Here is a 25,587-nt window from a genome sequence, read left to right as displayed (position 1 = left end):
AAGGTTGTGCTGAGTGCCGAGCTGAAGGCGTTTTACATGGTTGCCCGCCTGGGCAGCATCACCCTGGCAGCGAAAAAGCTCGGCTTGAGCCAACCCACGGTGACCACGCAGATTCGCAACCTGGAAAGCCAGTACTCGGTTGAGTTGTTCTACCGGGGCGGCCGCCGTCTCAGCGTCAGCGATGAGGGGGCGCGGCTGTTGCCGATGGTCAAGACGCTGCTGCAGCAGGAAGCCGACATCGAGTTTTTCCTGCGCAACAGCGGGCAGGTCCAGGGCACGTTGCGCATTGCCGCCACGGCGCCGTATTACATCCTCGACCTGGTCAAGACCTTCCGCGAGCGCCTGCCGCAGGTGGAGGTGTCGGTGGAGATCGGCAATTCCCAGCAAGTTCTGGAGGCACTCGAGGATTATCGGGTCGATGTCGCGGCGTCCTCGCAGTTGCTGGAGGATGCGCGGCTGATTCGGCGGGTGCTCGGCAGTGATCCGCTGGTGCTGGCGGTGCATCGCAATCATCCGCTGGCGGTCCACGATCACGTATCGCTGGGTGCATTGGCCGGGCATACCGTGTTGATGCGCGAACCGGGCTCGACCACCCGCCGCTTGACCGAAGCGTTGCTTTCCAATGCCGGTGTGTGTTTCGGGCCGCTGCTGGAGATCGGCAGCCGCGAATCGATCCGCGAGGCGGTGTTGCGCAACATCGGCATCAGCATCATTGCCCGCCAGGAAGTGCCGCACGATCCTCAGTTGCGGGTGCTGACGATCGAGGATGCGCCGCAGATACCTGAATATTTGTATTGCCTCAAAGAGAGAAAAAACGCCCGGTTGCCGGCGGCGTTCCTGGGGTTGGCGCAGGAAATGTCTCCGGCCTGAGCTCTGCGGTAATTGTTCGGTCCTCTTCGCTGGCAAGCCAGCTCCTACAGGGGAATGCAATAAACTGTAGGAGCTGGCTTGCCAGCGAAGGGGTCAGCACAGACACCGAACCAAAATCCTCGAATACCACTATCGGCGGTTTTTGCCTTACTGCCACATGACGGACGCATTACAACCCTAGGATGGCCCCATCTGCCAGATGAGGTCCGTCCATGAACAACTCGATCGCAACTGCCCTGAGCAACCCCGGTGCCCCAATGAAGGTGCGCGGTGTACAGAAACGCTTTGGCGCGTTTACCGCGCTGGACAACGTTTCCCTCGACGTGGCGGCCGGTGAACTGGTGTGCCTGTTGGGCCCTTCGGGCTGTGGCAAGACCACCTTGCTGCGTTGCATCGCCGGCCTGGAGAAGCAGGACAGCGGCGAGCTGTACCTGGGCGATCGCGACGTTTCCCACCTGGCGCCCCAGGCGCGGGACTACGGCATTCTGTTTCAGTCCTACGCGCTGTTTCCCAATCTCACTGTCGAAGCCAATATTGCCTACGGCCTGGCCGGTAGTGGTCGCGACCAGGTGCGCCAGCGCGTTGGTCAGATGCTGGAACTGGTGGGCCTTGGCGGCAGCGAGAAAAAGTACCCCGGCCAATTGTCCGGCGGCCAGCAGCAGCGCGTGGCGCTGGCTCGCGCCCTGGCCCCGGCACCTTCGCTGTTGCTGCTGGACGAACCGATGTCGGCCCTCGATGCCCGCGTCCGTGAGCACCTGTGCACCGAGCTGCGCCAGCTGCAACGCAGCCTCGGCATCACCACCCTGATGGTCACCCACAATCAGGACGAGGCCATGCTGATGGCCGACCGCATTGCCGTGATGAACAACGGCAAGGTCGAGCAGTACGCCACGCCGCAGGAAATCTACAACCGTCCGGCCACGCCGTTCGTGGCCGAGTTCGTCGGCCAGGGCAACTGGTTGCCGTTCCAGCGCAGCAGCGATAGCCACGCCCAGGTCGGCGGGATGAGCATGCGTCTGGCCGATGGTGGCGCCAAGACCGCGTCGGGCCGGTTGTTCTGCCGCCCTGAAGCGATCAACGTCAACCCACTGGTGCATGAGGAAAACCTGTTCCCGGCCAAGGTTCGTGAAATCACCTTCCTCGGTAACCGCTGCCGTATGAGTTTCGAGCTCGATCAATTGCCGGGCCATGCGCTCCTGGCGGAGCTGGCACCGGAAGCCATGCCGCGTCTTGGGGCCCAGCAGATCATGGTCGCCTTGCCTCCACGCAGCCTGCAGGTGTTCGCCTGATGAGCGCGAACATCGCGCTGCCGCTGCCGCACAAGCAAGTGCGGCAGGTTTCCCGCGCCGAGATCGGTGACCGGCTGTTCGTGGTCGGCGGCAAAGTCCTTCTGCTGCTGTTGTTGAGCATCGCCGTCTTGATGCCGTTGCTGGCGATCTTCTGGCGTGGTTTCAGCGCTGAGGCCGGGCAGGGCGGTGGTTGGGTCGCTGCCAGGGAACTGGTGACCAGCGAAAATTTCCACTGGTTGCTTGGCAACAGTCTGAAGGTTTCCCTCAGCGTCGCAGCCATTGTCGTGCCACTGGCCTATCTGTTTGCCTACGCACTGCAACGCACCTTGATCCCCGGCAAAGGTATCTGGCGTGGCATTTCGCTGCTGCCCTTGATGGCGCCGTCGATGCTGCCCGGCATCGCGCTGGTTTACCTGTTTGGCAACCAGGGCATGCTGCGTAGCCTGTTCTCGGACAACATCTACGGTTTCTGGGGCATCGTTCTGGGTGAAGTCATCTACACCTTCCCGCATGCCTTGATGATCCTGCTGTCGGCCCTGTCCCTGGCGGATGCGCGTCTATTCGATGCCGCCTCCAGCATGGGCGCAAGTCCCGCCAAAGCTTTTCGCAGCATCACCTGGCCGGCGACCCGTCAGGCAGTGTTCGCTGCGTTCTGCCTGGTGTTCACCCTGACCATCACTGACTTCGGTGTACCCGTAGTGGTCGGTGGCGACTATCAAGTGTTGGCGCTGGAAGCCTACAAGGCGGTGGTCGGCCAGCAACAGTTCGGACGAGGCGCATTGATCGGCATGGTGCTGTTGCTGCCGGCGCTGTTCAGCTTCGGAGTCGATGCCTGGTTGCGTCGGCGCCACGGCGATTCCATGAGCGGTCGTGCCCAGGTGTTCAAACCTGCACCCTCGACACTGCGCGACGGCTGCTACCTGGCGGTGGTCCTGCTGATCTGCAGCGCTTTGCTGCTGGTGTTCGGCATGGCGGTGTTCTCGTCGCTGGTGAAGTTCTGGCCGTACAACCTGTCGCTGTCGCTCAACCACTACCAGTTCAACGACACCGCGGGTGGCGGCTGGCTGGCCTATGGCAACAGCGTGAAGATGGCGTTGTGCACGTCGCTGATCGGCAGCGTGCTGATCTTCACCGGCGCGTACCTGATGGAAAAAACCAGGAGCCAGCCCGGGCTGAACCTGGCATTGCGCATGCTCAGTTTCGTGCCGATGGCGGTGCCGGGCCTGGTGCTGGGCCTGGGCTACGTCTTCTTCTTCAACCTCGCCGGCAACCCGCTGCACGTGCTCTACGGGACCATGGCCCTGCTGGTGGTCTGCACCATTGCTCACTATTTGACCACCGCGCAAATGACCGCCACCACCGCGCTGCGTCAACTCGATGCCGAGTTCGAAGCCGCCGCGCTGTCGCTCAAGGCGCCGCTGTATCGGCACTACCTGCGGGTCACCGTGCCGATTTGCCTGCCGGCACTGCTGGACATCGTGCGCTACCTGTTCGTTTCGGCCATGACCACCGTCTCGGCGGCGATCTTCCTCTACAGCCCCGACACCATCCTCGCGGCGGTCGCGGTGCTGAACATGGACGACGCCGGCAACGTTGGCGGTGCGGCGGCGATGTCGACCCTGATTCTGTTCACCTCGGCGGGCGTGTCCCTGCTGCTGGCCTGGGCTTCAAGCGGTTTGCTGCGCCGCTCACAAGCCTGGCGGCAGACCGCGCCTGGTCACTGATTCATGCCCTCAACTCAACTACAGGAAAAGATCATGTTCAAGCCTATGGCCCTGGCCGCCGCTGTCCTCACCGCTTTCAGCCTGAACGCCTTTGCGGCGAAAACCGAGTTGACGGTGTACACCGCTCTTGAAGCCGAACAACTGAAGACCTACAAGCAAGCGTTCGAAAAGGCCAACCCGGACGTCGAAATCAAATGGGTGCGTGATTCCACCGGGATCATCACCGCCAAACTGCTGGCTGAAAAAGCCCGTCCGCAGGCGGACGCCGTGTGGGGCCTGGCCGCATCGAGCCTGGCGATCCTCGACCAGCAAGGCATGCTGCAAAGCTACGCGCCAAAAGACCTCGGCAAGATCGGCGGCAACTACCGCGACGCCGCCAACCCGCCAGCCTGGGTCGGCATGGACGTGTGGGCCGCGACCATTTGCTTCAACACCGTCGAAGCCCAAAAGCAGGGCCTGAGCAAGCCCGTCAGCTGGCAAGACCTGACCAAGCCTGAATACAAGGGCAAGATCGTCATGCCTAACCCGGCGTCGTCCGGCACCGGTTTCCTCGATGTCAGCGCCTGGTTGCAAACGTTCGGCGAGAAGCAGGGCTGGGCCTATATGGACGGTCTGCACCAGAACATCGGCCAGTACGTTCACTCCGGTTCCAAGCCTTGCAAACTGGCGGCGGCTGGGGAGTTCCCGATCGGCATTTCCTTTGAATACCCGGCTGTGCAACTGAAACGCCAAGGCGCGCCGCTGGACATCATCCTGCCGAAGGAAGGCCTGGGCTGGGAGATCGAAGCGACTGCCGTGATCAAGGGCACTCCACATGAAGAAGCGGCGAAGAAACTGGCTGATTTCTCTGCCAGCGCCGAAGCGATGGATCTGTACAAGGAGAACTTCGCCGTACTCGCGCAGCCGGGCATTGCCAAGCCGCAAACTGAATTGCCAGCCGACTACGAGCAGCGCCTGATCAAGAACGACTTCGCCTGGGCTTCGAAAAACCGCGACGAGATCCTGGCCGAATGGCGCAAGCGTTATGACGGCAAGTCTGAGAAAGTGGCGGCCAAGTAAGCTCTTCATCGGCTGACAGGGCCTCTTCGCTGGCAAGCCAGCTCCTACAGGAGATCGCATACCCCTAGGAGCTGGCTGACTTCAGGACAATGCCGAGCAGGTGGTCGAACGCTGGCAAGGTGTCTATGGTTCACGGGGGCCGGACCGTTTTAGTTCCTGCGTCCGCAGAAGGGCTTGAGCGTCGGGCCGGCCATGGCCGAACGAAACATCGCCATCAGTTGGGAGAAATCTGATGCAATGCAACGAGCAAGTGATCGCCAAAGTGTTCGCTTTGTACGAGCAGTTCGGTAGCAGCGACTACATCGGCGAGCCGGTGTCGCAGATCGAGCACATGTCCCAGGCCGCGCAACTGGCGATGGCCGAAGGCTTTGATGATGAAGTCGTGTTGGCGGCGTTCTTTCACGACATCGGGCATATCTGCGGGGAAAGCGCCGAGAGCATGGGCGGCTACGGCATCGTGAGTCATGAGCGGCTGGGCGCTGATTATCTGCGCCGTGCAGGTTTCAGCGAACGCATGGCGCGGTTGGTGGAGTATCACGTTCAAGCCAAACGTTATCTGACACGCAGAGAGCCGGGGTACTACGAGCGCCTGAGCGAAGCCAGTCGTCGGACCCTGGAATATCAGGGTGGCGTGATGTCCGAGGCCGAGGCCGATGCATTCGAGCAGGACCCTTTGTGCGCAGTCAGTCTACGCATGCGCCAGTGGGATGAGCTGGCCAAGGAGAAGCATGTGCCGGTGCTTGATCTTGCGGTGTTGAAACGCAAAGCCACGACGGTCTTGTCTGGCGTGGCGCGCTGAGTTGTCTTACAGACCATAGGGAAACGGCGTATGGAGTGCCTTGGGATAACGGGGCAGTCTAGGTTTTTCCCCAAGGAAGCGCACGGATGCGTTATTTAAAAGTGATTGCACAGGATCGTCATGGAAATGGCCGGGCGGATCTGGTTTTACTCGAATTTTATCAAGCGCTTGGTCCGAGCATGGAAGGTGTCCTGGTCAACGAGGCGTTCGCCGTTGATTTCGACACCGACGGTCGAGTCGACTACAAGAAAGGCGACGTAAATCAGAACGGGAAGGAAAACTCGATAGACCAACGGTTGCTGGAAATTTTCGCAAATTCGTATCTCAAGATGAACTGGTTCAACGACGGAGAAAACGGTGATCGGTACATGAAGATTTTCGCCGAGGATCTTCACTCCGATGGCACGCCCAACGTCGTGAAGTTGCACCTGCATCACGCCAACCGAGGTCGAGAGCCTGAGCGCCTGGAGTCCTGGCACGGGGTCTTTGATGGCAACAACGACGGCGTGCTGGAGTGCGTCGTCAATGGCGATGCCAATCACGATGGCGTTATCGAGCAAGTCGACGGTGTAATCGTCCAATCGCTGGCCAATGTGTTTCTCATGTTCAGGTGGAAATAACAGGCCCTACAGATCGGCGACTTTCCCGGCCAACGCTTCGATTTCTTCCTGTCGTTCCGCCTGAGTCAATTTTGGCTGCGGGTTTAGCGACGACCACTGCGGATGCGCGCGAGCCTTGTTCAATGCCTCGGGCAGTTTGCCTTCGCGCCAGGTTTTGTCCTGTGGCGTCGCCACCTGAATGCTGTCCATCGCCGCATGCCCACGGGCATTGAGCGCCTGCAGCAGTTGCCGCTGACGCAACGCCAATAGCCGTAGCACGCTGTCATCGACCGTCAGTTCGCGCTGGCCCTTGATCTTGCCCAGCAAGCGGCTGCCATAACTGCGCGCGGTTTGCAGGGCGCCGCCGGCGATCGCCCCGGCCAGTGCGGCAGCACCCAGCGTCAGGCCGCCAACCAGCAAGTCGACGCCGGCCCCTGCGGCGGCACCGGCAGCGATACCGCCACCCACCCGCACCCCCAGTTGCTTGAGGGTTTCGGGGTTGAACAAGTCATCGCCCCAACGCCCATCGAGCAGTGGCAGATCACTGGCCGCGGCGTCCTGCGGGCGAAACGCGTAGAGCTTGAGCAGCGCTTCGACGCAACGCTGCTCGCGTTGGCGCACGGCTTTGCGCAGCTCATCGATCGCCTGCTGTTCCTGTTTCGCATCGCTGACCACGCTGCGCCGGCATGCGGCACAATCGATCAATAATTCGGCAATCAACCGCGCCGCACTGCGCTCACGGGCCAGGCGTTGGACCTGCTGGTCGGCGATCAGGCGTTCCAGTTGCGGGCGGGCATTTTCCAGCAGCAGCGCGAGGCTTTCATAGAGCCGGCGTTCGCCGTCCTCTGGCGGTGCGACGCTGTCGAAGCGCACCAGCGCATGCAAACCCAGGCGCGCCAGTGCCTCGCGCCACGCCGGCTCGCGGTGGTTGGTGCTGGTGACAAAATTCAACACCGGCAACAGCGGTTTGCCGCAGCTGGCCAGCACTTCCAGCTCGTCGCGATATTTGGCAAGGACCGGTTCCCGCGCGTCGATCACATAGAGCCCGGCGTCCGACGCCAACAACTGGCGCAGGACCTTGGCCTCCTGTTCGAAGCGCTGTCGGGCTTCGCTGCCTTCGAGGAATCGCGCCAACCGGGCCGGACCGTCCAGTCGTTCGCCGGGACGCTCCAGGCGTTCGAGGTAGTCGAGCAGGGCGATGGCGTCTTCCAGGCCAGGGGTGTCGTAGAGATCCAGCAAGGGCTCACCGTCCACCGACAACCGCGCGCCTTCGACATGCCGCGTGGTGCTGGGGCGGTGGGACACTTCGCCGAAACCGACGTCGCGGGTCAGGGTGCGCAGCAACGAGGTTTTGCCGACGTTGGTGTGGCCGACCACGGCGAGTTTCAGGGGCTGCTTGCTGGCGTCAGTCATGACCCGTCTCCAGCCAGTTCATCGGCGCGCAATCAGCGAACGGCAGCTCCAGTTGTTGCAGCGCCACATGCCAGTCGCCCAGGCGGTCGGCGTCCAGCGCTTCCCCGGGCGGCGCCTGCAACAACCACACCCGAGTGGCGCTGGCGCTGCGAGCCAGTTCGGCGATCAGCGCCAGGCTGCCGCGATCCGGCGAGCGCCGTGGATCGCACGCAATCGCCAGGCGCGCAGGAGGAAAGCGGCTCAGTTGCTCGAGGAGTTTGTTGCGCGATTCGCGGCTGTCGAGGATCCCGGCGTTGCTGACGTTCTTCGCCAGTTGGGGCGGCCACGGGCGGTCGTCGTCCAGCTCGATGGCGACCAACAGTGCGCCATTGCTGTGTTGTTCGCTGACGCCACTCTCCACGCGATGCAGTTGTGCCGGCGCGGCATCGCTGACTCCCAGGCGTTCGCTGGTGGGCATCAGCCGTTCGCGCAGTGGGGCATAACCGGGCAAATTCAGATCGAGCTGCAAGGTTGTCCGGCCGGACTTCCAGCGCCACAGACAAAACAGCGCCAGTAACAGGCGCGGCATCACGCCATAGACCAGCAACACACCTACGAGCCACGCCGCCCAGGCCTGGCGGGCACTTTCGATGTTCAGTGCGGCATCGCCACTGGCGCGGATCATTACCTCGGTGGGCACGCTGAAACCGAGCAAGGCCGGAAGCGCGCCGATGGCCTGGGTCACGGCAATAAAGGTATCGGCGCTGAGGATCGTGGTTTCCCAGACGAAGCCGTAGCGGCGGGTCGCCATCAACGTCAGCAGAATCACCAGGGCACTGAGCATCGCCAACAACCACAGGCCATTGATCAACACGCCGATGGCCCAGCGATTGAGTTTCTGGCGTTGTAACAACAGCAGCAGGGCCGGTGCCAGTTGCGCCGCCTTCGCGTCCCGGGCCAATTTTTCGCTGAGCCACAGCCACAGGCGCCCGAGGCTGGCGCCGTGTTCGCCGGCAAATACCAGGCCCAGGGCCCAGCTCAATAACAGGATCAGATTGAGCCCGAGCAGACTGCCCAGCGCCCAGAACACATTCACCGGGTGCCGGCCGTCGCCCATGGCGGCAAAGGCCAGGCCGGCGCCGCTGACCACGGCCAGCACCGCCAATACGATCAGCGCGAGTCGGGCGCCTTGCAGCCAGTGTTTGAGTGCATCGCCCAAGCCATCGCGCTCGGCCAGCCACAGGGCGCGGCGTTGAATGCGGGTCGGCAAATCGCCGCCGGCGCTGCGCGCCAATCGGTTGGCTTCCAGATCTTCCAGGGGGCCTGCGTGTTCTTCGCGCAGTCGGATGGTTTCTGTCAGCCAGAGAGTATTCAGTTCAGTCACGCGGCATCCCGTCGCTTAATTGAACTGTGAGCATAACCGCTGTGGCGCTTATCGGGGAAAGCGAGGCTCTGGTATCCTCGCCGGCATGACTAAATCACTCCCCCTCAGCCTGATCGCAGCCCTCGGTGAAAACCGCGTGATCGGCGTCGACAACAGCATGCCCTGGCACCTGCCGGGGGACTTCAAATACTTCAAGGCCACCACCTTGGGCAAGCCGATCATCATGGGCCGCAAGACCTGGGATTCCCTCGGCCGTCCGTTGCCGGGCCGCTTGAACATTGTGGTCAGCCGTCAGGCGGATCTGGTGCTTGACGGCGCGGAAGTTTATCCGTCGCTGGAAGCCGCGGTGGTTCGCGCCGAGGAGTGGGCGAAGGAGCAGGGCGTCGATGAGCTGATGCTGATTGGCGGGGCGCAGTTGTATGGGCAGGGGCTGGCGCAGGCCGATCGCTTGTACCTGACCCGTGTGGCGTTGAGCCCGCAAGGGGATGCCTGGTTTCCGGAGTTTGATCCGGGGCAGTGGAAGCTGGTGTCGAATGTGCCGAATCCGGCGGAAGGCGACAAACCGGCGTACAGTTTTGAGGTTTGGGAAAAAGCTTAAAAGCTTCGCGAGCAGGCTCGCTCCCACAATGGGTTTGCGGTGAATCACAAATGCTGTGAACACCACCGCTCACTGTGGGAGCGAGCCTGCTCGCGAATAGGCCCGCTTAGGCAATGAAAGACTTAAGCGTGCGCCAACGCCGAATGCTCATCCGCATCCAGCAGCGCTTTATCCGTCTGCTGCATTACCTGGCTGGTAATCGCCCCGGCCGTCATCGAACCACTGACGTTCAATGCCGTGCGCCCCATATCAATCAGCGGCTCGACCGAAATCAGCAACGCCACCAGTGACACCGGCAACCCCATCGCCGGCAACACGATCAACGCGGCAAAGGTCGCGCCCCCGCCAACGCCCGCCACACCCGCCGAACTCAGCGTGACAATCGCCACCAGCGTCGCGATCCACAACGGGTCCAGCGGGTTGATGCCCACGGTCGGCGCAACCATCACCGCCAGCATCGCTGGATACAGGCCGGCACAACCGTTCTGGCCAATGGTCGCGCCGAACGAAGCGGCGAAGCTGGCGATGGATTGCGGGATGCCCAGGCGGCTGGTCTGCGCTTCGATGCTCAGCGGTATGGTCGCGGCGCTCGAACGGCTGGTAAAGGCAAACGTCAGTACCGGCCAGATCTTGCGGAAGAAGCGCAGCGGGTTGATACCGGCGGCGGACACCAGCAGTCCATGCACGACAAACATCAGGCCCAGGCCGATATAGGACACCACCACGAAACTGCCGAGCTTGATGATGTCCTGCAGGTTGGAGCCAGCGACCACCTTGGTCATCAGCGCCAGGACGCCGTACGGGGTCAGCTTCATCACCAGGCGTACCAGGCGCATCACCCAGGCTTGCAGGGTGTCGATGGCGTTGATCACTTTCTGACCTTTTTCCACGTCATCCTTCAGAAGTTGCAGCGCTGCAACCCCGAGGAACGCCGCAAAGATCACCACGCTGATGATCGACGTCGGCTTGGCCCGCGCCAGGTCGGCGATCGGGTTTTGCGGAATGAACGACAGCAGCAACTGCGGCACATTGAGGTCGGCGACCTTGCCGGCGTAGTCGGTCTGGATGGTTTGCAGGCGCGCCATTTCCTGGGTGCCGGCCACCAGGCCTTCGGCGGTCAGGCCGAACAGGTTGGTCAGGCCGATGCCGATCAAGGCCGCGATGGCGGTGGTGAATAGCAGCGTGCCAATGGTCAGGAAGCTGATCTTGCCCAGCGACGAAGCATTGTGCAGGCGGGCCACGGCGCTGAGGATCGAGGCGAATACCAGCGGGATCACGATCATTTGCAGCAACTGCACATAACCGTTGCCCACCAGGTCGAACCAGCCAATCGAGGCTTTCAGCACCGGATTACCGGCGCCGTAGACGGTGTGCAGCGCCACACCAAACGCCACGCCCAGCACCAGGGCGAGCAGGACTTTTTTCGCCAGGCTAAATGTAGTGTGGCGGGTTTGTGCGAGACCAAAAAGTAACGCGAGGAACACCAGCAGATTGAGAATCAGCGGCAGATTCATAAGAACTCCGAAAGTGACTTGTGCCAGCCACCTTCCGGGGCAGCTGCGAACCGGCAAGCCTAACAGCTTGATTTCCAATGAATTAATATCAAAAACGTCTGGCAGCTGTCGTTTTTGGAATAAGCGGGTGTCGCTCTCGGGGATGCAACTGACGCGATAGGCACGTTGGCGGTCGCTGACAGGCGAGGACTGTCACACTTATTTGTTAGCGTCGATGTCTTTCACTCAGGGAGAAACGCAGATGAAGTTCGCACCGAAATTTCTGGTCGCCGCACTTTGCCTGGGCCTCGCCGGCCAGGTACTCGCCACGGATCTGAAGCACTGGCCCGCCGATCAGGCCAAGGCGCTCGACGCGATGATCGCGGCCAACGCCAATAAGGGTAACTACGCGGTGTTCGACATGGACAACACCAGCTACCGCTACGACCTCGAAGAGTCGTTGCTGCCGTTCATGGAAAACAAGGGCCTGATCACCCGCGACAAGCTCGACCCCTCTCTGAAACTGATGCCGTTCAAGGACACCGCCGACCACAAGGAAAGCCTGTTCAGCTACTACTACCGTCTCTGCGAGCTCGACGACATGGTGTGTTACCCATGGGTCGCGCAAGTGTTCTCCGGCTTCACGCTGCAGGAACTCAAGGGCTACGTCGACGAGATGATGGCGTCCGGCAAACCGGTGCCGGCCACTTACTACGAAGGCGACGTGGTCAAGAAACTCGACGTCAACCCGCCGAAAATCTTCACCGGTCAGCAAGAGCTCTACAACAAGCTGATGGAGAACGGCATCGAGGTCTATGTCATGACCGCCGCCTCCGAAGAACTGGTGCGCATGGTCGCGGCCGATCCGAAGTACGGCTACAACGTCAAACCGCAGAACGTGATCGGTGTGTCGTTGCTGCTCAAGGACACCAAGACCGGTGAACTGACTACCGCGCGCAAGCAGATCACCGCTGGCAAATATGACGAGAAGGCCAACCTCGGCCTCGAACTGACTCCGTACCTGTGGACCCCGGCGACCTGGATGGCCGGCAAGCACGCAGCGATCCTGACCTACATCGACGAGTGGAAAAAACCGGTCCTGGTCGGCGGCGATACGCCCACCAGCGACGGCTACATGCTGTTCCACGGCGTCGACGTGGCCAAGGGCGGCATCCACCTGTGGGTCAACCGCAAGGACAAATACATGACCCAGATCCAGGGCATGATGGCCAAGAACGCCGCGGCCCAGGCCAAGGAAGGATTGCCGGTGACGGCGGACAAGAACTGGGTGGTCGTCACCCCGCAAGAAATTCAGTAAGACCGAGGTGCTGCCTTCGCGAGCAAGCCCGCTCCCACATTGGATCTGTGAACGACGCAGATCCAATGTGGGAGCGGGCTTGCTCGCGAAGAGGCCCGTCCGTGCAATGAAAGCCTCCGCTCGAACGACATCTCCTTACAGTCGCAACCTACGCATTCTTGCGTAAGGGACTACGACTACGCCAGAATCCGCCGGCTTGTGCGCCTGGGTGCCGGCTTCTATCGTTTCCGCGTCGCTGAACATCAGTGATCGGGTTTGGTAGCCCGTGTTCACCTCGGCGCATTGCGCCACCCGTTGCAGGGTTCGTTTCTGTCTCTGCTCATATGGTGGCCATGCGCAGGGCATCTTCGGACGCGCCGGGTTCCTGGTGACCGGTCTACCAACCTGCGTATGGCCGCCACCCTTCGTTTGGTAGCGAGGGTGATGGCTCCTTTTTTCTCACCGGAGTTCCATCAATGTTGAAAATTACTCCCGATCCTCCCGATTCCGACAACCTGTCCGCCCGCATCAACGCCACCCCGCGCAAACCCAGCCGAACATTCTTGGTAGCCCCCGGCCTCGACACCGAAACCCTGTTGGCCCACGCCTGCGAATCCCTCGCCTCGGCCAACGTCATGGCCAGCGATTTCGCCAGCCTGCTGGAAGGCTCTCAACGCAGCACGATGCTGGGGATTGCCCAGGTCATCATGCTGGGCGAGCTGGCAGTGAATCAGGCGCTGGATAACCTCGACCCGCAAGAATAACGGGTGCACTGTTGATCGTTCCCACGCTCTGCGTGGGAATGCAGCCCGTGACGCTCCGCGTCACTGGACGCAGAGCGTCCCTTGAGGCATTACCACGCAGAACGTGGGAACGATCAGCCCCGCACTTGGCGGGGCATTCCCTCGCATTATCTCCAGCATGCCGACGACCACATCCTGCCCCATTTCAGAAATGCCCTACATCAATCAAAGAAGCGTCTGATTCTTCCTCCACTTCGACTCTTCTAGCTTCCGTCCTTTCGATCTGACAAGGACACATTTCGCATGAAGCGCTACCACATCACAGTCGGGGCCAAAACCACCGTTGGCGGCACAGTCGTAAGCGGTTGGCATCGAGGCAGCATCTTTGGCCAGAACTTGGCCCGCGAAGGCGATCAAGTCAAATGCCCCGAATGCGACAGCACCGGGACAATCATCTGCGTCGGCCCACGCCTGTCGGAAGAGTGGGAAGGACGCAAGCCCGCACTGGACGGCGACCTGTGCAAGTGCAAGTGCGATCCATCGCCCAAGTTGATTGCCAATCAGACCATCAGATGCCAAACGATCGAAGGCGGCGGCATTGCGTCGCCTGTCCGAGCCGCGGCTCAATCCGCCACACCGGTCGAAGCTCGCCAGCCGACAGCCGAACCGAGTCCCTCCAGCGTCCGTCCTGCAACGAGCTACGGCGAACAGACGGGACAGGTCTGCCAGAACCTTTGGCGCAGCTATCAGCAAAGAGCCGAAGCCATCGTGGCACCGGACGGCATCCTGATCGCCGACCCCAAGGCGCGTAATCGCGCAATCAATGCGGCGTACGCCCGTTTGTGGCTGGAGGATCGGCGTTTCCAATGGGCCGGCCTAGCGGCGTTCGCCTCCAAGCAGGTGGGTTGTGGGTTGTTGCATGCGGCTGAATCAGTCGAGAGGATTCAGAATGAATACGAAGCGGGAAAGCGCATGGTTGGCAGCGCCCAGCGTCGCTGGAAATTCTTTGGAATTGAATTGTTCGGCAAGACTGACAAACAGGCGCAACGCGACTACGAGCTAACTCGAAGCAATAACCCGATACCGGGCATTGACCTGCGTGACGACAGCGAATCATTTTCGTACGTGCAGAAGCAACTTCAGTACGTGCACGACATGCTGGTGTTGGGCAATACCACGCTGTTTCTGGATGTGTTTCCGCTACATGCTTTTTACAAGGAGCGTGGGCTGTTCTCACTCAAAATCTGCTTGGAATCACGTCAAAAAATTTATGGACATGATCAGTATCCAGTCCTGTGGCCGATTGAGCAGGAGAGGTTGAGATTCGGCTATGACCACGAGGAAATCTTGCAAGCCTTCGAAGCCATGGATGCAGGCAATATCGCCGAAAGTGTTGTTTTCCTTGCCGAGCATGAACAGAAGAACATCCTGCAACCAGCAATGTACAGCGACGTGCAATTGGTTCGTTTGCTACGTAGCAACCATTTCTCCTATGTCACGAACATCCCATCCGGTGCTGCGGCAGCGGTCGAACTGACTCTGGCCAGTCAGTGCAATTCCAGCGAAGACGGGCGCACCGTGGGGTTCAGCAATGATTACTTTGCCAACCTGGCCGATATCGATCAGCGCATGCCTTTTGTACTCAGGGCCGCGTCGCAATTTGATGAGCTGCTACGACGCACTGATCGCCACTTGATCGAGCAGGCGATTATGGACATTGCCGCAGGTCGGGGCGTGCGATGAGTCTGCTACAGCGCGTAGGTTTGCGACGCAAGGTTTTGGCGATCGTAGTCGCGGTTCTGCTTATCGTGGCGGTGATCCGTGCGTTTTCGGACGAGCCTGTGATCGCGCTGATGATTGGCGAGCCTTGGGAGGCCATGCGTCTGCGCTCCAGCGCGGTTATCGCTCCGGCTTTTCCTGGATATTCCTGGTTCAACATGCCCAAGTCTGATGCGCGCTTACGTTTTATCGACCCTCAACTCGGATTTGAGACCCCGCTAGCTCGCTTTTTCACGGTTAGTTTCGATAAGGATGGGTTAGTCAGAAGTGTCCGTATGTCTCCGCAGATCGAGCCGCTATTGCTCGACGACACGCTTAAGGTTCTGCTGGATCTGCAAGACCAATGGCGCCAAGGGGGTTGGATACCAATCCGGCTTGATGATTTTCCTTCGTTCGCCGACACACCTCAATGGCGTGCCAGATTGCGAGACGTGAACATTGGCGGCACTGCCTACTGGCGAGCTGACGACAAGTACCAGGTGATGCTGGGAGTTAATCGGTTCAGGGACGATAAGCGGCCCACAGAAGAGCGCTACCTCATCACGTTACAGCTTGCCACTCCATGGGGAAGACCATGAACCAGCGCTTAACAAATGGCATTCTTCGGTCAACTATATATATAGCTGGAGGCGTCCTACCTGCCTTAGGGTTGGCCCTGCTAAGCCTGCTTTTTACGATCTTTGGTGACGTCTTTGGCATATTGCTCAGCGCACTCGCATGGTTGGGAACCAGCGGGCTTGTTTTGGCGGCGCTAATCCGGCCCAGTACCGCCGGGTCGCGCGGCAGGCTAGTCATATCGGTAATGTTAGTAATTGGGCTGATTGTAATATTTCCTGTGCTGATATATTCATTAACCCACCCTAGCAGCAAGATGTGGTTTGGTGCGGTAGTTCTTGGGCCGACATTGTTAGCGCTTCACTATCTGTGGCAAGTTGCGCGGAGCTCTCGCGCCGAAGAATGAGGAAGTCTTGCTTTTGATTATCCTGATGTAGAGTGTTTTAAGTTTGAAAGTAAGAAATTCCAAGGGGCGACATAATCGTTTGATAATTGGTCCAAAAAAATACCCCGCACTTGGCGGGGTATTTTTTGTTCAACGCTTAAGCCTTACAGCCCATCAAGCATCGCCTTGTTACGCACAGCACCCTTGTCAGCACTGGTCGCCAGCAAAGCGTAGGCCTTCAACGCGGTGGTCACTTTACGTGGACGCACTTCCACCGGTTTCCAGCCTTTCTTGTCCTGCTCGACGCGGCGCGCTGCCAGTTCTTCGTCGCTGACCAACAGGTTGATCGAGCGGTTCGGAATGTCGATCAGCACTTTGTCGCCGTCCTGCACCAAACCAATCGCGCCGCCGGCAGCGGCCTCTGGCGAAGCGTGGCCGATGGACAGGCCCGAGGTGCCGCCGGAGAAACGGCCGTCGGTGAGCAGGGCGCAGGCTTTGCCCAGGCCTTTGGATTTCAGGTACGAAGTCGGGTAGAGCATTTCCTGCATGCCCGGGCCGCCTTTCGGGCCTTCGTAGCGAATGATGACGATGTCGCCTTCCTTCACTTCATCGGCGAGGATGCCGCGTACGGCGCTGTCCTGGCTTTCGAAGATCTTCGCGTTGCCTTCGAACACGTGGATCGACTCGTCGACGCCGGCGGTTTTCACCACGCAGCCGTCCAGGGCGATGTTTCCGTACAGCACGGCCAGGCCGCCTTCTTGCGAGTAAGCGTGCTCGACGCTGCGGATGCAGCCGTTCTCACGGTCGTCGTCCAGGGTGTCCCAACGGGTCGACTGGCTGAACGCGGTTTGCGTCGGGATGCCCGCAGGCCCGGCCTTGAAGAAGTGGTGCACGGCTTCGTCGGTGGTCTGGGTGATGTCCCACTTGGCAATGGCTTCTTCCATGCTGCGGCTGTGCACGGTCGGCAGCTGGGTGTGCAGCAATCCGCCACGGGCCAGCGATCCGAGGATGCTGAAGATCCCGCCGGCACGGTGCACGTCTTCCATGTGGTATTTCTGGATGTTCGGCGCGACCTTGCACAGTTGCGGCACGTGACGGGACAGGCGGTCGATGTCGCGCAGGTCGAAATCGATCTCGGCTTCCTGGGCAGCGGCCAGCAAGTGCAGGATGGTGTTGGTGGAACCGCCCATGGCGATGTCCAGGGTCATGGCGTTTTCGAACGCCTGGAAGTTGGCGATGTTGCGCGGCAATACCGACTCGTCGTTCTCGCCGTAGTAACGCTTGCACAGCTCGACGATGGTGCGGCCGGCCTGCAGGAACAGCTGTTCGCGGTCGCTGTGGGTGGCCAGGGTCGAACCGTTGCCCGGCAATGCCAGGCCCAGGGCCTCGACCAGGCAGTTCATCGAGTTGGCGGTGAACATGCCGGAGCACGAACCGCAGGTCGGGCAGGCGCTACGCTCGTACTCAGCGACTTTCTCGTCAGAAGCGCTGGAGTCGGCGGCGATCACCATGGCGTCGACCAGGTCAAGACCGTGGCTGGCGAGTTTGGTCTTGCCGGCTTCCATCGGGCCGCCGGACACGAAGATCACCGGAATGTTCAGGCGCAGGGACGCCATCAGCATGCCAGGGGTGATCTTGTCGCAGTTGGAGATGCAGACGATGGCGTCGGCGCAGTGGGCATTGACCATGTACTCGACGGAGTCGGCGATGATCTCGCGGCTTGGCAGCGAATACAGCATGCCGTCGTGGCCCATGGCGATGCCGTCATCGACGGCGATGGTGTTGAATTCTTTTGCAACGCCGCCAGCGCGTTCGATCTCGCGGGCGACCAGTTGGCCCAGGTCTTTCAGGTGCACGTGGCCCGGTACGAACTGGGTGAAGGAGTTGGCAATGGCGATGATCGGCTTCTTGAAGTCGTCATCTTTCATCCCCGTTGCGCGCCACAGTGCGCGGGCGCCGGCCATGTTGCGGCCATGGGTGGATGTTTTCGAGCGGTAATCAGGCATGAAGCACTCCGGGCGGCTAATCAGGTATCAAAAGGGAAGTGAGCTTCTATTGACGTCTGGAACACTCAGAAATGGCCGTGTGTCCGGAAGTTGCCGATAACTTTGCGGGATCGCCGCGCGCTTCAGCTTGAGCTCATAAACCCGCCGGGGATGACTGGCGATGAATGTTCGCGATTCTACACGGCTGGCGGCTGGAGGGAATGCCTGCACGCGTGCAGGCAGCATCCACATGACGTGCGGACGGCCACTTGTAGGAGCGAGCCTGCTCGCGAAAAACCTGAGAGCGCCGCGGGGTGTCAGGCTTCCAGCGTTATCGTTGACGACCATCGCGAGCAATCGAGCGTCGACCGGCTGCTCCTACAGGGAGGCGTGTTTCATAGCCAGATGGCGTCCCATAGCGGGTAGTCGGCTATATGAGTTACAAGCCCGGCTCGCAAAGGGTTGGCGATGATGTATCGGGCTGCTGCTTTCAGATCTTCCTCTCGACGCAGGGCTCGGTCGAAATAGCCCTTCTGCCATACAGGGCTACAATGGCCTCGCTTCTGATTAATGAGTCGTGTGCAGCGGGATTTGGTGCTTTGCATCACTTTAGGTAAGTCACCGTTATGCAATTCAACTAGCCAGTGGAAGTGATCCGGCATGACTACCCAGGCGATAGACGTTACATAGCCGGCTTCCTGAGCCTTTCTAAATTCGTGCACCAACAAGCGGCCAGTGCACCAATCCTGGAAGACAGGCTGTCGTTCATGGGTGACGGCGCTCAGGTGATAGATGCGGCCGGATTGTGGGTGACGGCCTTTGCGTAATCGATGGGCTTTGGGCGTATCGGACATTCCATTGTCCTCTTCGATGATGTGAAGAGAAAACGGTAGGCGAGGGGTGAGCGGTTGTCGTTTCGACAGTGGATCAGGATGTGTCCTGCACCTCTAGGAGCGAGCCTGCTCGCGATGAGCTCGAGTACGCCGTGGGGCATCAGGTTCCCCGCGTTATCGTTGACGGCCATCGCGAACGAGCTGGCTCCTACAGGTGGTCCGGCGGTTGATCAATGCATTCAGGGTAAGAGCGGTGGTACTCAGCAGCAGGAAAGCCAGTGCCAATGTCGTTTGCAGATCGCTCCCGCTCAAGTTGATGAGGGCGCTGGCCAGGCCGCCGAAGATAAATACCAAGGTATTTCCGGCTGATGCGGAAGTGCCTGCGTTGGCAGGGAACACATCCATGGCTTTGGATGTGGCGATGGGACGGGCGATAGTCGTGCCAGCGGTGCAGATGATCATCGGGACCAAAACCGTCAGGGTCGAAAGCCCCAGCAAACCCGAGAGCAAAAGCATCACCAGCCCTGAAGCGAAAATCAGGCTCAGGCCGACGATAATTTGCGTATTCGCGGGTATCCGGCGGGCAAGTATCTGGGCGACAACGCCACCTATGATGTAAGCAGCACCATAAAGTAGAAGAGTCAGGGAGAACTCATAGGCCGACATGTGCAACTGATCCATAAATATCAGCGGCGAGACGACAATGAAGGAAAAGTGGCAGGTGAAGGTGATTGCCGCGATCAACCAAAAGCCTATGAAGCCCGCATCAGCACACACCCGTCTGTATGAGTGAATGATGTTCTGGCGTGAGAATGCGACGGGACGTTCATTTTCCAGAAAGAAACACGCCTTCAGAAACACGGTGGCAGCCAATGCAATAAACAGGAAGAAGCTGCCGGGCCAGTCCAGAGCCTGTTGCAGCACGCTGCCCAATAATGGCGAGACGGAAATGAAAATCCCGCTGGCAGTGACCATTAGAATCCGCAGCTGATCCCGCTCCTGGCCCTCGAACAAGTCCTGGACTAGGGCCTGTGAGAGCACGAAGCAGCCGCAGCCGAGTGCCTGGACTACCCGGAACATCAAAAACCAGGTGTATTCGGTCGACAGGACGCATCCTGTTGCGCCAATGATTGAAACCGCCATTCCAGCAAGCAGCAAGCCCTTGCGCCCTATTGCATCCGAAAGAGGTCCGATCAGTAGTTGAGATATTGAGATACCGATAGCAAACACGCTGATAGAAAACGCAATGTCGGCCGGTGAGGTCTGGAAGTATTTTGCCAAGGCCGGGAACGATGGTAGCAGGACATCGAGAGGGAAGACTCCGAGCAACACCATCGTCATCAAAAGAACGACCGCTGCCCAGCGTTTTTTTGCGCTTGCGTCATATTTCTCATTATTCATCGAAAAGTCCTGCCGTGGAGAAAACTTGCAGATTGGCAGGCAGATCGAAGAGTCCTGCCTTTTTCAATGCTTGCAGGGTCGCACCTGCACCTGACCGAACGCGGAGAAGAAGTGCGTTATCACTTGTCACATCGGATAATATTTCCGCGACAGTCAATTCATCCAGGCAAACACCCCGTAGGCTTTCGCCAAGCCAGTACTCATCAACTTCAAAGAAAATAAACAGTATTTCCAAGAGCAACTTGGTGGCGAAAGTACGTTGTTCGCAGCTCAGGTGTACCCATAGATAATGGAACGTCTCGCAAAAGTAGCGACTGTGTAGCGCCTCGTCGGCGAGATGGTCTCTGAGCATTTCCTGAACGCTGCACACTAAGGTGTGGCGGCATACGTCCAGCAGTTCCTTGGCGATGATCGTCTCCGACACAAAGCCAACGAGAAACCACGTCAGTGCTTTGTGCTTGTCCGGTGTACGGTCGATCAGGGCGTTCAGTCGTGTTATTCGCTTGGGCATTACTGGCCGATCAGTCATTCCATAAAAGTCAGAGATTTGCTCGGCGAGATCATTGGAGAACAGCGCGTGATAACCCTCATCGGTATAGAGCTGCAGCGCGGCCGTTTTCATTCGTTTTGGAATGGAGATACCGAGTTCGTTGTGGACGATGGTTTCGACTGATCGGTTGACGATGCGGTGTTCAATCAGAGTGGTATAATCAAGGAAATACACCAAATGGTTTGCAGATAAGCGATGAGTAAGAGCTATACCTGCTGCTTTGATCGCCGAGTGATTCAGGTAAGGGAGAAATGCCGGCGGAAACCAGCATCGGGTTTCTAGTTGTTTTTCTATGTCCGAAGGCAATAGATAGCAGTGCTCGCTGGTTCGTACCGAAGCTCGGGTGTTCCAGTCGCCTAGGGTGAAGCGCTGGGAACACAAGGGGGAGTCGGAGGACGGTTTTATAAAGGAGGTAGTCATTAATCTTGCCCCCCCCCACCCAGCAATAATTTCAATTCCGCGCACATCACTTGCCCGTCGCTCTTGCCGCATCCAACAAAGAACAATGGTTGCTCTGGATTCTCTTCAAGTCCCAACAACGCGTCGACCTGATCGTCCGTCAATGCACCGGTCAACCAAGTTTTCAGTCCCAGAGAAGTTGCAACCAATTGGAAGGTCTGTGAAATGTGACCTGCTTCGACGTAGGCCATTCGGTAGGCTCGGGAGTGCTCATATTTCCACCATAGTTTGTCGAATCGACAGGTGATGAATAGTCCGACTGGCAAGTTATTTATGAAATGTTGCCCGCATAGTAGGTGCCCTAAACGCTGAGAAGGTAAGGACCTGACGAAACTCAGCGCGTGCTCTTTGGGGTGATAGGCGTAGAGGCCGGGTTTCAATCCGGCAACGTGTTGAACCTGAAGAAAGCCTTCACAAGCGTTTAGCCCGCCGCCGGATGGGCTACTTCGTCGAGCTTGGAGGCCTTCGGCAACAATTTCGTCAATGTCGTTCGTGCGTTCATGCAAATAGCCGAGTGACAGGTAAAGCAGCGTACTGACCGCCGCCAGGGAAATGGCTTCACCGGTGAAGATGCGGCAGGTTTTTCGGTCGATCAGGACGTTTGCGAGGGAGGCTACTGGCAGGGACGGCTTCGGAAGGGCAATCAGTTCGCGCGCCACGCATTCCGAGAATCTGTCTCGAGGGGTGGGGGTGTTGAGTACCGTTGTACAATGGTCGAGATATTGTCTTGACCATTGATGAATATCTTGGGGGACGTGATCGCAAGGGATGTTTTTAGTGCCAATATGAAATATTTTTGATAGTTCATCCCAGCCCCATTCAATGTGTTCGGGTGTGGAATTTGTAAGGATTCCCGCGCTAAGAAGCTGAGTGTCAATGGTATTTAAAGTGTCAAATTTTTTTGGGTTGTTAATTAACTCGGAAAGTCTGGTTGAGTACTCAAGATTTAGTTCAAACTGTTTGTGATTTTTGTAATCCCAAACTATCTGACAGGGTGCGCGGGGAATTATGAACAAATGAGGATTAATCTGCATTTTGGTGGTTCTCTGGAAAGGAACTCAAAGAACGCTGGGTAGCCGGCACTCCCCAGCGCCTCATTTACTTAACGGGCTTTTGAGGAAACCAAAAAAGCCAGGTTGGCGATGGTGGAAGCTTCCAGAGTAATTGATTTCATGTTGAAACTCCTTTTTATTTTTAAGTAAGTGTCACTTCGTAGTGACAACTTAATCATAGATATTAATTTGATTTTTTCAATGAAATATTATGTAAGGATTTTCTGGTAATCATGTCGGAGTAGTCCTACAGTTAGGTGGCATTTCTAAATACTGTAAAAAATGCACAAGAATTTAGAGGTGCCCGTTTCACTAGGACTGATGGATTAGGAGAGTTGAGGGGAACTAAAAAAAGAAGGGAGCCGATGGGCTCCCTTTTTATGCGGGTCTAATCAACTGTTCGGCAGCAACCGGCAGGTAATGCTCTTGATGTAACGCGTCTCGGCAATCGCCGGATGCACCGGATGATCCGGGCCCTGACCGCCACGTTCGAGCATCTGGATATTGCGGTCCAGGTGGCGGGCGCTGGTCAGCAGGATGTTTTGCAGGTCGTCTTCGGGCAGGTGCATCGAGCACGATGCGCTGAACAGGATGCCGTCCTTGGTGAGCAGGCGCATGGCTTGCTCGTTCAGGCGACGGTAGGCACCTTCACCATTTTTCATGTCTTTCTTGCGCTTGATGAACGCGGGCGGGTCGGCCACGATCACGTCGAAGCGCTCTTCGCTGGCCTTGAGCTCTTTCAGGGCTTCGAAGACGTCGCCTTCGATGCAGGTCATTTTCTCGGCGAAACCGTTCAGCGCGGCGTTGCGCTCGACGCCGTCGAGGGCGAAGGCCGATGCGTCGACGCAGAACACTTCACTGGCGCCGAACGCGGCCGCTTGCACGCCCCAGCCGCCGATGTAGCTGTACAGGTCGAGTACGCGCTTGCCCTTGGCGTAGGGCGCCAGGCGTGCGCGGTTCATGCGGTGGTCGTAGAACCAGCCGGTTTTCTGGCCCTGGATGACCGGCGCTTCGAATTTCACGCCGTTCTCTTCCAGCGCGACCCACTCCGGCACCAGGCCGAAGACGGTTTCGACATAGCGAGTAAGGCCTTCGGCGTCACGGGCGGCGGAGTCGTTCTTGAACAGGATGCCGCTTGGCTTGAGCACCTGGGTCAGTGCCGCGATCACGTCGTCTTTATGGGCTTCCATGGTCGCCGAGGCGATCTGCACCACCAGGATGTCGCCGAAACGGTCGACCACCAGGCCTGGCAGCAGGTCGGAATCGCCGTAGACCAGGCGATAGAACGGCTTGTCGAACAGGCGCTCGCGCAGCGACAGGGCTACGTTAAGGCGATGCACCAGCAGCGACTTGTCGAGCGGCAGCTTGATGTCACGCGACAGCAGGCGCGCGCAGATCAGGTTGTTCGGGCTCATGGCGACGATGCCCAGCGGCTTGCCGCCGGCGGCTTCGAGGATCGCCTGGTCGCCGGCCTTGAAGCCGTGCAATGGGGTGGCAGCCACATCGATTTCGTTGCTGTAGACCCACAGGTGACCGTTGCGCAGGCGACGGTCGGCGTTGGCTTTTAGGCGCAGGCTAGGCAGGGACATGACGTCGCTCCGGAAAAAAGAGCGGGAGTATAGCGTGTTGAGGGTCGTGGCGGGTTCGAAGGGCGATGAAACGCTGCTGGCATCATCGTTGGAAAGCCGCCCGGAGCCGGCTCGCTCCCACTGGGGGAGCGCATTCCAATGTGGGAGCGAGCCTGCTCGCGAAGGCGGTTTCGGGTACTACGCCGACAACAGCTGAATCAACTCACGGTTGAACGCTGGAATGTCATCCGGCTGGCGGCTGCTGATCAGTGTTCCGTCTGTGACCACTTCCTTGTCGACCCAATGGGCGCCGGCATTCACCAGGTCGTCCTTTAGCGTCTTGTAGCTGGTCATGGTCTTGCCGCTGACCAGTCCGGCTGAAACCAGCAGCCAGCCGCCGTGGCAGATGACCGCGATCGGCTTGCCGGCAGAGGTGCCCATCTTGACCAGGTGCTGGGCATCCTGGTCGATGCGGATGGTGTCGGAATTCTGCACGCCGCCAGGCAGGACCACGGCATCGTATTGCTCGATACTGGCCGAGCGGAATGTCCGGTCAACCTTGAAGTCATCCGCGGGTTTATCGTGGTTCCAACCTTTGACCTGACCTTCTTTCGCCGAAAGTATGTCGACTTGTGCACCCGCCTGCTCCAGCGCTTCTTTCGGCCCGGTCAGTTCGACCTGCTCGAAACCATTGGTCACCAGTATCGCGACGCGCTTGCCATTCAGGGAATTGGACATGAAAAAGCTCCTGACTTGAGAGAGTGATTCGCCCGTGAGCGTTACAAATTCCGAAGCCAGGTCGTGAATGAAAGTTCCGGCAATGTGCTCGCTGGTATGTCGGATCCAATGTCAGAAAGGTTAGAATCTGCGCCTGTCCCAGAGTGTGTACTTATGTCCCAAGAGCTGACTCCCGAACAAATCCAGCAATCCCTGCAAGGCATCAGTGTGCCGGCCCAGCCGCAGATCATGGTGGATCTGCAGATGGAGCAGTACATGCCCGACCCGGATCTGGACGTGATCGCGAAGCTCATTTCCCAGGACCCGGGGCTCTCTGGCTCCCTGCTGAAAATCGTCAACTCGCCGTATTACGGCCTGAGCAACAAGATCGCCTCGATCCAGCGCGCGGTGAACCTGCTGGGCAGCCGTTCGATCATCAACCTGATCAACGCGCAGTCGATCAAGGGCGAGATGAACGACGACACTATCGTCACCCTGAACCGGTTCTGGGACACCGCCCAGGACGTGGCGATGACCTGCCTGACCCTGGCCAAGCGCATTGGCGCCCAGGCCGGCGATGAAGCCTATGCCCTTGGGCTGTTCCACGACTGCGGCGTGCCGCTGATGTTGCAGCGGTTCCCCAACTACATGAGCGTGCTGGAACAGGCCTATGCCAACGCCGGTCCCGATTGCCGGGTGGTGGATACCGAGAACCAGACGTTCAACACCAACCACGCCGTGGTCGGGTACTACACGGCCAAGTCCTGGCGCCTGCCGGATCACGTATCTGCCGCGATCGCCAATCATCACAATGCCCTGGCGATATTCAGTGACGAGTCGTCGCGCAACAGCGCCCTGAAGAATCTTTTGGCGATCCTGAAAATGGCCGAGCATATTTGTGCGTCCTACCGGGTGTTGGGCAACCAGGCCGAAGACCACGAGTGGGACAGCATCGGGCATTTGGTGCTCGATTACGTCGGCCTCTCGGATTACGATTTCGAAACCCTCAAGCAGACGATTCGCGATCTCGGCACCCACCGCTGAGGGATGAATCTC

22 protein-coding genes and 2 pseudogenes are annotated in these 25,587 nt (G+C 58.9%); 13 read left to right on the top strand and 11 right to left on the bottom strand.

Features of this window, described 5'->3' with window-relative positions; translation table 11 throughout:
* Positions 1-6: 6 nt before the first annotated feature.
* From NQL71_RS01320 to NQL71_RS01290, 7 genes and pseudogenes are all read left to right on the top strand, one after another.
* Positions 7-870, top strand: a complete 864-nt coding sequence (locus tag NQL71_RS01320; RefSeq protein WP_274642182.1) for a LysR family transcriptional regulator — start codon at positions 7-9, stop codon at positions 868-870.
* A gap of 212 nt (positions 871-1,082) precedes the next feature.
* The gene (locus tag NQL71_RS01315; protein WP_046818380.1) at positions 1,083-2,159 is read left to right on the top strand and encodes a putative 2-aminoethylphosphonate ABC transporter ATP-binding protein; all 1,077 of its coding nucleotides are present in this window, start codon (positions 1,083-1,085) and stop codon (positions 2,157-2,159) included.
* Positions 2,159-3,883, top strand: coding sequence for a putative 2-aminoethylphosphonate ABC transporter permease subunit (locus NQL71_RS01310; protein WP_046818379.1), 1,725 nt, complete (start codon positions 2,159-2,161; stop codon positions 3,881-3,883). Before NQL71_RS01315 ends, NQL71_RS01310 begins: the two co-directional genes overlap by 1 nt.
* Positions 3,884-3,916: 33 nt before the next feature.
* Positions 3,917-4,942: a putative 2-aminoethylphosphonate ABC transporter substrate-binding protein gene (locus tag NQL71_RS01305; protein ID WP_046818378.1), complete on the top strand. Its 1,026-nt coding sequence runs from the start codon at positions 3,917-3,919 to the stop codon at positions 4,940-4,942.
* A 97-nt stretch (positions 4,943-5,039) separates the two neighbouring features.
* A pseudogene (locus tag NQL71_RS01300) lies at positions 5,040-5,233 on the top strand (hypothetical protein); the annotation flags it as partial.
* Positions 5,175-5,741, top strand: a complete 567-nt coding sequence (locus tag NQL71_RS01295) for a phosphonate degradation HD-domain oxygenase (RefSeq protein WP_274642181.1) — start codon at positions 5,175-5,177, stop codon at positions 5,739-5,741. The pseudogene NQL71_RS01300 and the gene NQL71_RS01295, both read left to right, overlap by 59 nt.
* A gap of 86 nt (positions 5,742-5,827) precedes the next feature.
* The gene (locus NQL71_RS01290; protein WP_046818376.1) at positions 5,828-6,361 is read left to right on the top strand and encodes a hypothetical protein; all 534 of its coding nucleotides are present in this window, start codon (positions 5,828-5,830) and stop codon (positions 6,359-6,361) included.
* Positions 6,362-6,367: 6 nt separating this feature from the next.
* Here NQL71_RS01290 and NQL71_RS01285 read toward each other — a convergent pair whose 3' ends face one another.
* Positions 6,368-7,753: a GTPase/DUF3482 domain-containing protein gene (locus NQL71_RS01285; RefSeq protein WP_274642180.1), complete on the bottom strand. Its 1,386-nt coding sequence runs from the start codon at positions 7,751-7,753 to the stop codon at positions 6,368-6,370.
* Positions 7,746-9,116, bottom strand: a complete 1,371-nt coding sequence (locus NQL71_RS01280; RefSeq protein ID WP_274642179.1) for a DUF2868 domain-containing protein — start codon at positions 9,114-9,116, stop codon at positions 7,746-7,748. Before NQL71_RS01280 ends, NQL71_RS01285 begins: the two co-directional genes overlap by 8 nt.
* A gap of 85 nt (positions 9,117-9,201) precedes the next feature.
* Between NQL71_RS01280 and NQL71_RS01275 the strand changes: the two genes are divergently transcribed.
* A complete protein-coding gene (locus tag NQL71_RS01275; RefSeq protein WP_274642178.1) occupies positions 9,202-9,714 on the top strand; it encodes a dihydrofolate reductase in 513 nt (170 codons plus the stop codon).
* Positions 9,715-9,836: 122 nt separating this feature from the next.
* Here NQL71_RS01275 and NQL71_RS01270 read toward each other — a convergent pair whose 3' ends face one another.
* The gene (locus NQL71_RS01270; protein WP_274642177.1) at positions 9,837-11,228 is read right to left on the bottom strand and encodes an L-cystine transporter; all 1,392 of its coding nucleotides are present in this window, start codon (positions 11,226-11,228) and stop codon (positions 9,837-9,839) included.
* 241 nt (positions 11,229-11,469) lie between these two features.
* On the opposite strand from NQL71_RS01270, the gene NQL71_RS01265 reads away from it, so the two are divergent.
* From NQL71_RS01265 to NQL71_RS01250, 4 genes are all read left to right on the top strand, one after another.
* Entirely contained in the window at positions 11,470-12,525 is a 1,056-nt protein-coding gene (locus tag NQL71_RS01265; protein ID WP_077184733.1) for an HAD family hydrolase, read from the top strand.
* A gap of 455 nt (positions 12,526-12,980) precedes the next feature.
* Entirely contained in the window at positions 12,981-13,268 is a 288-nt protein-coding gene (locus tag NQL71_RS01260) for a DUF6124 family protein (RefSeq protein ID WP_274642176.1), read from the top strand.
* Between the two features lie 282 nt (positions 13,269-13,550).
* Positions 13,551-14,990: a PAAR domain-containing protein gene (locus NQL71_RS01255; protein ID WP_274642175.1), complete on the top strand. Its 1,440-nt coding sequence runs from the start codon at positions 13,551-13,553 to the stop codon at positions 14,988-14,990.
* Complete coding sequence (locus tag NQL71_RS01250; protein WP_274642174.1) at positions 14,987-15,604, top strand: hypothetical protein; 618 nt, start codon at positions 14,987-14,989, stop codon at positions 15,602-15,604. The genes NQL71_RS01255 and NQL71_RS01250 overlap by 4 nt, the downstream gene beginning before the upstream one ends.
* A 526-nt stretch (positions 15,605-16,130) precedes the next feature.
* Here NQL71_RS01250 and ilvD read toward each other — a convergent pair.
* The 8 genes and pseudogenes from ilvD to NQL71_RS01215 all read right to left on the bottom strand — a co-directional run bounded on the left by ilvD (position 16,131) and on the right by NQL71_RS01215 (position 24,552).
* The gene (ilvD, locus tag NQL71_RS01245; RefSeq protein WP_046818369.1) at positions 16,131-17,972 is read right to left on the bottom strand and encodes a dihydroxy-acid dehydratase; all 1,842 of its coding nucleotides are present in this window, start codon (positions 17,970-17,972) and stop codon (positions 16,131-16,133) included.
* Positions 17,973-18,221: 249 nt separating this feature from the next.
* Positions 18,222-18,299, bottom strand: a pseudogene (locus NQL71_RS36650) (outer membrane lipoprotein carrier protein LolA); the annotation flags it as partial.
* 47 nt (positions 18,300-18,346) lie between these two features.
* Positions 18,347-18,805 carry an REP-associated tyrosine transposase gene (locus tag NQL71_RS01240; protein ID WP_077184725.1) on the bottom strand — a complete coding sequence of 153 codons (459 nt, stop codon included), beginning with the start codon at positions 18,803-18,805 and terminating at the stop codon, positions 18,347-18,349.
* 153 nt (positions 18,806-18,958) lie between these two features.
* Positions 18,959-20,185 carry an MFS transporter gene (locus tag NQL71_RS01235; protein ID WP_077184723.1) on the bottom strand — a complete coding sequence of 409 codons (1,227 nt, stop codon included), beginning with the start codon at positions 20,183-20,185 and terminating at the stop codon, positions 18,959-18,961.
* On the bottom strand, positions 20,178-21,155 hold the full coding sequence (locus NQL71_RS01230) for a diiron oxygenase (protein ID WP_248685968.1): 978 nt from the start codon (positions 21,153-21,155) through the stop codon (positions 20,178-20,180). The genes NQL71_RS01235 and NQL71_RS01230 overlap by 8 nt, the downstream gene beginning before the upstream one ends.
* Entirely contained in the window at positions 21,155-22,228 is a 1,074-nt protein-coding gene (locus NQL71_RS01225; RefSeq protein ID WP_248685967.1) for a SagB family peptide dehydrogenase, read from the bottom strand. Before NQL71_RS01225 ends, NQL71_RS01230 begins: the two co-directional genes overlap by 1 nt.
* 410 nt (positions 22,229-22,638) lie before the next feature.
* A complete protein-coding gene (locus NQL71_RS01220) occupies positions 22,639-23,835 on the bottom strand; it encodes a class I SAM-dependent rRNA methyltransferase (protein WP_046818366.1) in 1,197 nt (398 codons plus the stop codon).
* A 177-nt stretch (positions 23,836-24,012) separates the two neighbouring features.
* Positions 24,013-24,552 (bottom strand): type 1 glutamine amidotransferase domain-containing protein, encoded by a 540-nt coding sequence (locus tag NQL71_RS01215; protein WP_166618602.1) that lies wholly within the window; start codon positions 24,550-24,552, stop codon positions 24,013-24,015.
* 207 nt (positions 24,553-24,759) lie between these two features.
* On the opposite strand from NQL71_RS01215, the gene NQL71_RS01210 reads away from it, so the two are divergent.
* Positions 24,760-25,575 (top strand): HDOD domain-containing protein, encoded by an 816-nt coding sequence (locus NQL71_RS01210; protein ID WP_179092158.1) that lies wholly within the window; start codon positions 24,760-24,762, stop codon positions 25,573-25,575.
* Positions 25,576-25,587 lie beyond the last annotated feature (12 nt).

Source organism: Pseudomonas serbica, from assembly GCF_028823535.1.
Lineage (GTDB): Bacteria > Pseudomonadota > Gammaproteobacteria > Pseudomonadales > Pseudomonadaceae > Aquipseudomonas > Aquipseudomonas serbica.
The sequence above is the reverse complement of the archived record's forward strand: the minus strand, read 5'-3'. Positions and strand labels throughout refer to the sequence as shown.